The following is an 11365-nucleotide window of genomic DNA, read 5'->3' on the forward strand; positions in this document are numbered from 1 at the left end:
CCAACTGCTTCAAGCCCCAATTTATTCGCCGACTACCAGTTAGCTACTGACTTGTTGAAAATGTCGGTAATAATTTTATCCGTCGTGGTACGCACGGCGGTGGGGTCATTATTGATGGTGGAGATGTTGCGGTTGGCCGCGTAGTCATCAAAATTTTGGAACACTTGCTCGAAGCTCTGCTTGTCGTCTTTGGTGTTGGTGAAGCGGATTTTGACCTGGATGGTGAGGCGGTTCGAGCCGGCCTGCGACACCCCATTGACCTGCTGAATGGAGGCCGGCGCAAAATCGTAGGCCACAATATTGCCATCAAATTGCAGGTCGCCATCACGCGGCACAATTTTCAGGTTGGTGTTGCGCTGGAAATAGTCCTTCAAATCCTCCGTGAAGCGCTGCGTCAGAAAGGCCGGGCCGGAGGGCGAGTTATTCTGAATCGTGGCAATGGAAATGGTGCGCACCGCCGGGTCGATGTTGGTGCCGTTGAACGAATACACGCCGCAGCTGCTCAGGCCCAACAGCATGCAAAGCACTGCTACCGAACAAAAAACGGCTTTACACTTGCTCCAGGTCATATTGCTTGAGTTTGCGGTACAGGGTACGTTCCGAGATGCCCAGGTCGTGAGCGGCGTATTTGCGCTTGTTGTTGTGTTTCTTCAACGCCTTGAGAATCATCTCGCGTTCCTTGATGTCGAGCGAGAGTGTTTCCTCTTCGGTTTCGTGCGGAATATCTTCCACCGGGGTTTCGTCGTCGTAATTCGTCGTTGGCTCGTTGTTGTAGGCGTTGGGGGCGGCGGGCAGGAAATACTCGGCAGCCTGGCTGCTGTCAAACGCGCCGGCAGGAGCCGTATTGCTATTGTTGAAGAGATGGCTGTTCTGGCGGAGCAGTTCCTGGGCCTCGTGGGGGCGCTGGCCGGTGGCCAGCTCCAGCACCATTTTCTTGAGGTCCGTCATGTCGCGGCGCATGTCGAACAGGATTTTGTAGAGCAAATCGCGTTCCGAGTAGCCGGCCGTGGCCCCGTCGGGCGTGCCCTGCCCCAGCAGCATGGGCAGCCGGCTGACCTGGTCCTGCGGCAGGTAGGGCGCGAGGCGGCGGGCATCCACGTCGCGCTCGGTTTCGAGCACCGACATCTGCTCGGCGATGTTCTTGAGCTGGCGAATGTTGCCGGGGAAGCGGAAGCGCGTGAGCACTGGCACCGCGTCGGGCAGCAGCGTGATGGGCCGCGTGCGGTAGCGCTCCGCCGCATCCGAAGCAAACTTGCGGAACAACAGGTAGATATCCTCGCCGCGCTCGCGCAGCGGCGGCACCGTGATGGGCACCGTGTTGAGGCGATAGTACAGGTCTTCGCGGAAGGTGCCGGCCTGCACGCGGTCGAGCAGGTTCACGTTGGTGGCGGCTACTACGCGCACGTCAGTTTTCTGCACTTTGCTGGAACCCACGCGGATAAATTCGCCATTCTCCAGCACGCGCAGCAGGCGGGCCTGGGTGCCGAGCGGCATCTCGCCAATCTCATCCAGGAAAATGGTGCCGCCGTTGGTGACTTCAAAGTAGCCTTTGCGCGCCTCGTTGGCCCCGGTGAAGGAGCCTTTCTCGTGGCCAAATAGCTCAGAATCAATCGTGCCTTCGGGAATGGCACCGCAGTTGATGGCAATGAATTGCCCGTGCTTGCGCGGTGATAAGGCGTGGATAATTTTGGAAAACGACTCCTTGCCCGACCCGCTTTCGCCGGTAATGAGCACCGTCATATCGGTGGGTGCGACTTGCGCGGCCACCTGAATGGCGTAATTCAGCGCCGGCGCATTGCCGATGATGCCGAACCGGAGCTTGATGGATTGGATTTCTTGCGTTGTCAAAGGAAAAGCGGGTTAATGCTACTAGGCAGCTATTTGCAGACGTTCGCGCGGGGCCGGAATCTCGCGTCCCAGTTCGTGGGCGAAAATCATCCATTGGCTGATGGCTAAAGCAGAGGCTGCTAAAGCTTCGGCTTTGGTGGCACCGTCGGCCATGCATCCAGGTAGGTCGGGCACTTCAGCCAAATACTTGCGGTCAGCACTGCTCCAGTTAATAACGACCGGGTATAAATCGAGGCTAGGCGGTAAGATATTGGACTTTTTATTCCGGGGGAAATTGCTGATAATCAGCAATCTTATTATCAGAAAGCCAATGCACCCGATTACTGCAAAACAGATAATCTGCCAAATGAACAATGATGCACCACCCATTACTTTCTGTGATTTGAGGTTCAATAGTAGAATGATTACTACACTACTTCGCCCAGCAGTGTGCTGGCCGAACTGCTGTGTACCAGCACATTCACGTAGTCGCCCTTCTTGAAATTGCCTTTCGGAAAGATGACAATCTGGTTCTGGCTATTACGGCCGCTCAGGTCGTCTTTTGAGCGCTTAGAGAAGTTCTCGACCAGCACTTTATGCACCTTGCCCACGGACCGGGCGTTGCGCTCGGCACTGTATACTTGCTGAATATCAATCAATTCCTGCAGGCGGCGCTTCTTGGTTTCGAGCGGAATGTCGTCGGCCAGCTTGCGAGCGGCCAGCGTGCCGGGGCGCTCCGAGTAAAAAAACTGGTAGGCCATGTCGTAATGCACGAAGTGCATTAGGCTCTTGGTATCCTCGTGCTCCTCCTCGGTTTCGGAGCAGAAGCCGGCAATCATGTCGGTTGAGATGGCGCAGTCGTCACCCAGGATTTCGCGGATGCGGTTCACCCGCGCCTCGTACCAGGGCCGGTCGTAGGTGCGGTTCATGAGGGCCAGCACGCGGGAGTTGCCGCTCTGGGCCGGCAGGTGGATGTACTTGCAGATGTTCTCGTGGCGCGCCATGGTGTGCAGCACCTCATCGGTGATGTCCTTGGGGTGCGAGGTGGAGAAGCGCACCCGCAGCGCGGGGCTGATGAGGGCCACGCGCTCCAGCAGCTGGGCGAAGTTGACGTGCTCGGTGCCATCAGCACTGGCCCACTTGTAGGAGTCCACGTTCTGGCCAAGTAGCGTCACCTCCTTGTAGCCAGCCGCTACCAAGTCGCTGGCTTCCTGTATAATGCTGTGGGTATCGCGGCTGCGTTCGCGGCCCCGCGTGAAGGGCACCACGCAGAACGAGCACATGTTGTCGCAGCCGCGCATGATGCTGATGAAGGCCGACACGCCGTTGGAATTCAGGCGCACGGGCGTGATGTCGGCGTAGGTTTCCTCGCGGCTCAGCAGCACGTTCACGCCCTTCTGCCCGCCGTCAACCTGACTGATGAGCTGGGGCAAGTCGCGGTAAGCATCGGGGCCCACCACGAGGTCCACGATTTTCTCTTCTTCCAGAAACTTGCTCTTCAGGCGCTCGGCCATGCAGCCGAGCACGCCCACCAGCATGCCGGGCTTGCGCTTTTTGTGGGAGTTAATCTGCCGGAGGCGCATCCGCACCGTCTGCTCGGCCTTCTCGCGGATGGAGCAGGTGTTGAGCAGCACGAGGTCGGCATTGGCGAGGTCGTCGGTGGTATCGAAGCCTTCGTCGAAGAGAATGCTCGACACGATTTCCGAGTCCGAGAAATTCATCTGGCAGCCGTAGCTCTCGATATAGAGCTTGCGCTGGCGGCCGGTACGGGTAGCGGCCGTCACCCGCACCTCGCCGCTGGGCGTAGCCTCGGCGCTGGGGGCGGCTTTATCTAAAAAATCAAGGGTTAACAGGGGTTGGGCCATATTCTAAACGCTTTTCGGCGGAGCACAAAGATACGGCAGCCGGGAGTAAAATGACAGAATGGCAGAATAATGTAGGGTGCGGGGCTGGCCCCCGCCCGCCGTTGAACAGAACCTAAACAAGATGTCCAACGACGGGCGGGGGCCAGCCCCGCACCCTACTCAATGCTTGTGCCCAGCACTTCCAGTAAAGCCCTGGCTTTCAGCAAGCACTCCTCGTATTCGCGCTCCGGGTCAGAGTCAAAGGTGATGGCGGAGCCGACCTGGAAGCTGAGGTAGCCGGTGTCCTGGCGGTATTGCAGGGAGCGAATAACAACGTTGAAATCGAAATTGCCATCAGCCCCCACGTAACCGATGCTGCCGCTGTAGAGGCCGCGCCGGCTGCTTTCGTAGTGCTCGATGAGCTGCATGGCGCGGATTTTCGGCGCGCCGGTCATCGAGCCCATGGGGAAGGTAGCGCGGAGAATTTCGGCCAAGTCGATGCCGGGGCGCAGGTCGGCGGTGACGGTCGAAATCATCTGCCAGAGGTGGCGAAAAGGGTAGAGGCCGAAGAGCTCGGGCACACGCACGGAGCCGGTGCGGGCTACGCGGGCGAGGTCGTTGCGCACGAGGTCCACAATCATCAGGTTTTCGGCGCGCTCTTTTTCGTCGTGCAGCAGGGTTTGGCGCTGCTGCTCATCGGCCGTTGGCGTGGGGCCGCGCCGGATGGTGCCCTTGATGGGCTGGGAAATCAGCTGACCCTGTCGGTGCGCCAGAAACCGCTCGGGCGAGGCGCAGAGCAGGAAATGATGGTGCCAGCGCACGAAGCCCGCGAATGGTGCGGGCGATGCCTGCATGAGCTGCCAGAAAACCTCCACGGGGCTTAAGGCCACGTTCTCGGCGTAGAATTCCTGGCAGAGGTTCAACTCGTACACTTCCCCGTTGAGAATGTCTTCCCGAACGGCTTCCACGGCCCGCAGGTAATCGGCTTTGGGCAGGCGCGGGCGCAGCGCGGGTACGGCCAGCACCGCAACCGGCAGCACGGGCTGCGCCAGAATCTGGTCCAAAATTCCGTCCGCCCGTCCGTGAATTTCCAGCGTATCGGCCCGCCACACGAGCCAGGTTGAGGGAGTGAAAAAATGCAGGCGTGGCCAGGCAAAGCCCGCGAAATTCTCGCTGTGCAGTGCCTCGATGTCGTTTTTTAAATCGTAGGTCAGGAAACCAACGCGTGGCGCATTCGAGTCAAAATGCCCGGATAAATCAGCCAGCGAATGAGTGCTTTCGACCCCAGCCGGCGCCACTGCCAGCACGCGCTCAAACGCGCCATGCGGATAATCCAGGTCGTTGGGCTCGAAGTAGGTGCAATGAGAAAATGCCGCGCCCCAGTGTAGCGCCCGCATCCGAAAGTCGGCGGGCAATTCATGCAGCGGAACAGTTACGGAAGCAGTGGCGGGCACAGCAGAAAAGGCAGGGTGGCGGTTGATGCGGCAGTTTGCGACAGTAAAGGTCGGGCTACTTCAGCTCCCGCAGGGCCAGTTTGGCTTTGGCGTCGGTGCTGTTTTTGTATTCGTGCCAGGGGTAATTCAGCGCCCGCTGAAAATACAGGCGTGCCGTGGGCTTGTTGCCTACGCTTTGGGCCATGTAGCCTTGTTGCAGTGCCGCCTGGGGCGCGTAGTAATAGGGCGCTTTGGGGCCGGCCTCGGTCTGGGTTTGCTCGAAATAAAACCAGGCCGAATCGAGCCGGCCGAGGCCCTGGTAGGCGCGGGCGCGGCGGTACGGGGCCTCAATGCGGTCGCGCCAAAGTGTGGCCTGGGTGGCGTGGAAGGCCCGTAGTGTACTCAGCGCCTCCCGGTCGTAGCCCCCATCGGATTGCAGCCTTGCCCTGGTGAGGATGGGGTTGAGGGCCGTGGCCTCCTGGTAGTAGTGCTGGGCGTATACGTCCTCTTCCACGTCGGCCGGACCGGGCTGGTTGATGAGCGCCCGGTACTTGGCTGCTGCCGCCGGCTGCCCACTCAGCCACATGGCCAGGTAGAGCTTGAACGCCGCATCCTTGCGGTAGTGCTGGCCCCGGAACTCGTGCAGAAACGTCAGATTCTCGCGCTCCGACGCCGCGTATTCGCCCCGGTAGAGTAGCAGGTCGGCGGCCATGTGGTGCAGGTAGGCGGTGGGCAGGTAGCCGGGGCCGGTGGGGCGGGCGCGGTAGGCGGCCAGGGCCGTGGCACCGTGGTGCTGCCGCTTTTCCACGCTGGTGCGCAGGTAGGCAAACAGCAGGTTATCTGGCTGTTGGGTGGTAAGCTGCTCAGCCAGACGCAATGCTTCGGCCGGTTTTTTATAGTAGCTCTCCCGAATCAGGGCCAGGAAAATCTGGCTTTCAAGCTGGAAATCATGGGGCTGCGCAGCGGCCTGGCCCAGGCGTTGCAAACCCGTGTCTAAGTTGGCCGAGAGGCCTAGCAGGCGCAGCAGCCAGTGGTAGCCCTCGGGCAAGGAACCTACGGCAAACTCACAAATCCCCAGCGTTTTGCGGGCCGGTAGGAAGTTGGGGTAATGCTTCACCACGTCCTGCATCTGGTGGTAGCCGCTGCGCAGGTGGTAGCCGCCCATCACCATGTGCTTGAACAGCAGCTGGCTCAGGCCCAGGTGCAGCGTAATTTCGGCCCGGGCGTAATCGCGCAGGGCGCTGGCGGGCGCATCATCCAGCGCAGCAAGGTGGGCTTCCTGGGAGGCCGTCAGCGCATCGTAACGGCTGGCGTCCTGGGTGATGAGCAGCTCTACGAAATCGGCGCAGTTGGCCACCAGCAGGGGCGCGGGGGCGGTAGGCACACTGGCCAGTTCGGACCGGAGCAGGGCGCGGGCCGCGTCGAGGCGCAGCTTCAGCACTTCGGTGTAGGCGCGGCGGCTATTGGTGGTAAGGGCTTCGGGCTTTTGGTTTTGGGTTTCGGCCTGTCCGTCGTTATCTGCTATCTGATAGATTTCAAGGTGTCCAGCCGCATTCAGCAAACCCGCCCGCGCGAGCAGTGGGCCGCCCGCCAATGCCAATACCAGCCCCGCCCGGCGAGCACGGGCGCAAAAAGCAGCAACGGAGAAGGTGCAATCAACCATGAAACAACAAAGCCCAAAAGCGCGGCAACAAAAAAGGAACGGCACTGCCGTTCCTTTTTTCAATTCATAAAGCCACCGAAAGCTACGCGATACGGGCTTCCACATCGGCCAGAATCCGGCCGCAGTGCTCGCACACGATGATTTTCTTGTGCGAAATAATGTCGGCCTGGCGCTGGGGCGGCACCGTGTTAAAGCAGCCGCCGCAGGCGTCGCGGCGCACCAGCACCACGGCCAGGCCGTTGCGCACGTTGCCGCGGATGCGGGTGTAGGCCGTCAGCAGGCGGGCTTCCACCGGCTTGGTGGCTTCCTCGCGCTGGGCCATGATGCCACGCTCTTCCTCTTCGTTTTCCGAAATAATGGTGTCAAGCTCGCTTTTTTTGGTGTCGAGGTCCTTGCGGCGCTCGTCCAGTTTCGACTTCGTACCGCTGATTTCAGCGTTTTTTACGTCAATCTGGTACTGCGACTCCTTGATTTTCTTGTCGGCAATCTGGATTTCCAGGCGCTGCAGCTCAATTTCCTTAGCAATAGCTTCGAACTCGCGGTTGTTGCGCACGTTCTGCTGCTGCTCGTCGTACTTTTTGATGAGCGTTTCGGCATCCTTGCTGGCTTGCTTGCGGCTCTTGATAAAGTCGTTCAGGCCCTGGATGTCCTCGTCGAATTTCTTCACACGCACCTCGTAGCCAGCAATTTCGTCTTCCAGGTCGCTCACTTCCTCGGGCAAATCGCCCCGCACGCGCCGGATTTCGTCGAGCTGCGAGTCGAGATGCTGCAGGGTGAGCATGGCTTCGAGCTTAGCGGCTACGGGAACGTCGGCGGGAGCCACGGCGGCACTTTTAGCAGTCATATTGAACGGGGTTCGTAGGGGTTTCAGCGATTAAGACCGCAAAAGTACGTTCAAATCCGGCTGTTAGCAAATCCCGAAACACTTCGCCGGTGAACTGTTCGCTCTCAAAATGGCCCACGTCGCAGAGCATCAGCTGGCCCTCGGCTCCAAAAAACTCATGGTATTTCACATCGCCGGTCACGTAAGCATCGGCCCCGGCGGCCCGCGCCGCACCAATGAGAAACGCGCCCGCCCCGCCGCAGATGGCCACCGTTTTGATGGGCTTTTCAAAGGCCGTGTGGCGCACTACGGGCACCAATAGCTGCCGCTTCAGCTGCTGCCGGAACGCGGCCGGAGCCAGTGCCTCAGGCAACTCGCCCACTAGGCCGGCGCCTATTTCCTGATGCACGTTTTCGAGCTTAATCAATTCATAAGCAACTTCTTCGTAGGGGTGAGCGGCTCGCAAGGCCCGCAGCACGGCCGCCTGCCGGTGCAGCGGCAGCAGCACTTCGAGGCGCAATTCAGCCACCGTTTCGGCCTGGCTTTGGGTGCCGATTGCGGGCTGCGTGCCCGCGCCGGGCGTGAAGGTGCCGGTGCCCTCGGTGCGAAAGCTGCAGTCGGAATACTGGCCCACCTGGCCGGCCCCGGCGGCGTAGAGGGCGGCCAGCACGCGGCCGGCAAGGTCGGTTTGCTGGTCCTCGGGCCGGTTGGGCACGTAGGTGATGAGTCGGGCCAGGGTGCCGCTTTGCGGGGCCAAAACCCGTGTTTTTAGCAGGCCAAGTTTTTCGGCCAGCTTGTCGTTGACGCCGCCGCGCACGTTGTCGAGATTGGTGTGGGCGGCGTAGATGGCCACGTCGTTTTTGAGGGCGGCGATGATGGTTTGCTCCACTTCATTGGCCCCGGTGAGGCGCTTGAGGGGCCGGAAAATGACCGGGTGGTGGGCCACCACCACGTTGCAGCCGCGCCGCACGGCCTCGGCCACCACGGCCGGGGTGCAGTCCAGCGTTATCAGCACGCCAGTGATTTCGGCTTGAGGGTCACCGCATTGCAGGCCGGCGTTGTCATAGCTTTCCTGGTAGGCAAGGGGTGCGGCGGCTTCCAGCAGGCGGGCAAGGTCTTGAACGGTGGGCACTTTATTGGAATTATGAGTTTTGAATTATGAATTGGGTAGGAGTCGGCCCAGTTCTGCTACATAATGCGCTACGTTGGCGGCCATGTTGCGGCTTTGGTATTGCATGAGGTAGCGCGGGTGGTCCAGCACGATAATTTCATCGAACAGGCCCAGCTCGGCGTTGAGGCGTTTGAGGAATTCGCCGTTGCGCTTGCCCAGGCTCACGGCCACATCGCGCCGCAAACCTAACTCCTGAACCTGCTGGCGCAGCGAAAGCTGAATATCCGGCCACAGGGATTTGGTGAGGGCGGGGGAGTCGTAATAATTGTAATTCAACCCATTTTTCAGCAGCACCAACGGGTACAAAGACCCCACGTAAAAGTGCTGATAAAATGCCGCCGGGCCGCCCATTTCCGCAATGACCTTGTACACGAATTGGGTGGAGGTTTCGGGGCGTTGGCGGGGTAGGTTGTGTTCGATGCCGCAGAACTCAGTGAGGGCCGTGGGGTCGGTGAAGGCCACACCGGTGCGGCCCATGCCCAGCCGGCCGGGGTTGATGCCCAGCACGGCCACGCGGGGCAACGCTTCATTGTAAAATTTATGGGCGAATTGGCTCAGTAAGTCGAACACGGCCGGCTCGCGGAAAGGACTTTGCGCTTCTACGCCCGCCGGCAAGGCCGTGGGCAGGGGAAATGCGCGCAGGAAATGGGGAAGGGAAGTGGCCAGGCTTAGCATGGATTATCAAGGCATTATTGAAAAATAGCTGGCGTGGCCGCGCGGTGCGCCGGCGCACCTAGGGGCCACGCCAGGGCCACCGCGCCGGGGCCAATGCTAATTCGACTTAGTAACGGGTAGAGGGCGCGGGTGCCGTGCTGGTGGTGGGTTGCAAACTGAAACCCGTCGAACAAAAGCAGAAAGCCGCCTTGTAGCAGCAACGACTGCCCGTAGCCCCGCCAGCGCTCCGCCGAGCCCGGGGCGGTGGGGTTGCGGCCTTTTTCGAGTAAGTAAAAGCCCGTGGCCAGGTAGGCGACATCGAGGCCGGCGTTGAACAGGTAAAGGTTTTCGGTGCGCAGCTGGGCGCGCACGTTGGTGGCCCGGTCAGCGGCCGGCTGGCGGCTGGCCCGCCGGGCGGCCAAGTAGCCGGTGCCCACCAGGGCCAGGTTCACGGCCCCCCAGCCAATATTCATCTGATGGAAATAGTGGACTGAGCCTTCCGTTTGGCCCGTGGCAATGCCGCTTGCCACCAAATTGCCCACGGCCCAGCCGCCCAGTACCGTCAGCGCACGCTGGTGGAGTTGGGTGCGCTCAGCAGCAAAAGCGGCCAGGGCAACCGAAGGCGCGGGCAGTGGCTGGTGCAACGAATCGACGGGGGCCTGAGCCCGCACCGGGACCGGCTGGGCCACCGTTAGCAGGCAAGCAAGCAGAAACAACAAGCGCATGGCAGTGGTGAATAGCGTGGGGGAAATAATTGCGAGCAACCGCTTCGCGGCATCTTTGTGCGGGTAGCCCCGCAACCGCCGTACTTTTGCGAGCCGTTGCTTCGGCAATAGTTCGTGCGTGCAGTTCATTATGGCCTATTTACTGTTGCCGCTTGCCTGGATTTACGCCGCGATAATGGCCCTTCGCAACTGGCTCTACGACATTGGCTGGAAACGGACCGAAACCTTCGCCGTGCCGCTGCTCAACGTGGGCAACCTGCGCGTGGGCGGCACCGGCAAAACGCCCCACGTAAGCTGGCTGGTGGAAGAATTGCTGCGGCAGGGCCACCGCCCGGCCATTCTCAGCCGGGGCTACGGCCGCCAGACCAAAGGCCCGCGCCTGGCTGGCCCCGACGATTCGGCCGCGACCGTGGGCGACGAGCCCTGGCAGTATTTCGGGCAGTTCGCGGCCCGCAACGTGGTAATTGCCGTGGCCGAGGAGCGCCGGCTGGGTGCCCATTTACTGCTGCGCGAACACCCGGAAACCACCGTCATCGTCCTCGATGACGCTTACCAGCACCGGGCCGTGCGCCCCACCTTGAATATTCTGCTCACGGAGCTGGCCCGGCCCTTTTATGAGGACTACGTGCTGCCCGCTGGCCGCCTGCGCGAGAGCCGCGCCGGGGCCGCCCGGGCCGATGTCGTCATCGTAACCAAATGCCCGCCCGATATGTCAGAAACTGACCAACAGGCCGTAACGCAGCAGATTGGCCGCTACAGCCGGCCGGAGGTGCCCGTGCTCTTCTCCGCTTACGCATACGCTGAGCCCCAAGCGTTGCCGGACGCCCCTGCCACGAGTTTGCCAATGCCCCCCGCCGCTGGCCCGGCCGTACTGCTGACGGGCATTGCCCAACCCGGCCCGTTGCGGGAGGAGCTTGAGAAACAGGGCTATAAAATCCAATACCACGCGCAATTCCCCGACCACCACGCCTTCACCCCGGCCGACCTGACGGCGGTGCGGGCGCATTGGCAGCCGGGCTGGCCTATTTTTACGACGGAAAAGGACGCCACGCGCCTGCTGGCTCCCGCGTTGTGGGCCGCCCGCGCCAGCCTGCCGCTCTATACCATTCCGGTGCGGGTGGCGTTTCCGGGCGATGGCGGCGTGGCTCTGCGCCGGCTGTTGCCACCCGCGCCCGTTGTGGGTGCTTGATTTATTTTGACCTGGCCGGGTGCGCCGTTGCGCTCC

11 protein-coding genes are annotated in these 11365 nt (G+C 61.0%); 1 reads left to right on the forward strand and 10 read right to left on the reverse strand.

What is annotated here, in order from left to right; genetic code table 11:
- Nucleotides 1-32: 32 nt before the first annotated feature.
- The 10 genes from ACVWYF_RS00305 to ACVWYF_RS00350 form a co-directional block, all read right to left on the reverse strand.
- Nucleotides 33-518: an LptE family protein gene (locus ACVWYF_RS00305; protein WP_457063536.1), complete on the reverse strand. Its 486-nt coding sequence runs from the start codon at nucleotides 516-518 to the stop codon at nucleotides 33-35.
- Nucleotides 519-549: 31 nt separating this feature from the next.
- Entirely contained in the window at nucleotides 550-1848 is a 1299-nt protein-coding gene (locus ACVWYF_RS00310; protein ID WP_457063537.1) for a sigma-54 interaction domain-containing protein, read from the reverse strand.
- 21 nt (nucleotides 1849-1869) lie between these two features.
- Nucleotides 1870-2241 carry a type II toxin-antitoxin system HicB family antitoxin gene (locus ACVWYF_RS00315; RefSeq protein ID WP_457063538.1) on the reverse strand — a complete coding sequence of 124 codons (372 nt, stop codon included), beginning with the start codon at nucleotides 2239-2241 and terminating at the stop codon, nucleotides 1870-1872.
- Between the two features lie 14 nt (nucleotides 2242-2255).
- The gene (miaB, locus tag ACVWYF_RS00320; protein WP_457063539.1) at nucleotides 2256-3692 is read right to left on the reverse strand and encodes a tRNA (N6-isopentenyl adenosine(37)-C2)-methylthiotransferase MiaB; all 1437 of its coding nucleotides are present in this window, start codon (nucleotides 3690-3692) and stop codon (nucleotides 2256-2258) included.
- A 155-nt stretch (nucleotides 3693-3847) separates the two neighbouring features.
- Nucleotides 3848-5125: an anthranilate synthase component I family protein gene (locus ACVWYF_RS00325; RefSeq protein ID WP_457063540.1), complete on the reverse strand. Its 1278-nt coding sequence runs from the start codon at nucleotides 5123-5125 to the stop codon at nucleotides 3848-3850.
- Nucleotides 5126-5180: 55 nt separating this feature from the next.
- Nucleotides 5181-6767, reverse strand: a complete 1587-nt coding sequence (locus tag ACVWYF_RS00330; protein ID WP_457063541.1) for a tetratricopeptide repeat protein — start codon at nucleotides 6765-6767, stop codon at nucleotides 5181-5183.
- A gap of 82 nt (nucleotides 6768-6849) precedes the next feature.
- Nucleotides 6850-7611, reverse strand: a complete 762-nt coding sequence (locus tag ACVWYF_RS00335; RefSeq protein WP_457063542.1) for a zinc ribbon domain-containing protein — start codon at nucleotides 7609-7611, stop codon at nucleotides 6850-6852.
- The gene (locus tag ACVWYF_RS00340; RefSeq protein ID WP_457063543.1) at nucleotides 7601-8722 is read right to left on the reverse strand and encodes a Nif3-like dinuclear metal center hexameric protein; all 1122 of its coding nucleotides are present in this window, start codon (nucleotides 8720-8722) and stop codon (nucleotides 7601-7603) included. The genes ACVWYF_RS00335 and ACVWYF_RS00340 overlap by 11 nt, the downstream gene beginning before the upstream one ends.
- Nucleotides 8723-8746: 24 nt before the next feature.
- Nucleotides 8747-9436 (reverse strand): uracil-DNA glycosylase family protein, encoded by a 690-nt coding sequence (locus ACVWYF_RS00345; RefSeq protein WP_457063544.1) that lies wholly within the window; start codon nucleotides 9434-9436, stop codon nucleotides 8747-8749.
- Between the two features lie 14 nt (nucleotides 9437-9450).
- Entirely contained in the window at nucleotides 9451-10140 is a 690-nt protein-coding gene (locus ACVWYF_RS00350; protein ID WP_457063545.1) for a DUF6992 family protein, read from the reverse strand.
- Nucleotides 10141-10270: 130 nt separating this feature from the next.
- On the opposite strand from ACVWYF_RS00350, the gene lpxK reads away from it, so the two are divergent.
- Nucleotides 10271-11329 (forward strand): tetraacyldisaccharide 4'-kinase, encoded by a 1059-nt coding sequence (lpxK, locus tag ACVWYF_RS00355; protein WP_457063546.1) that lies wholly within the window; start codon nucleotides 10271-10273, stop codon nucleotides 11327-11329.
- Nucleotides 11330-11365: the final 36 nt, after the last annotated feature.

Source organism: Hymenobacter sp. UYAg731 (genome assembly GCF_054061335.1).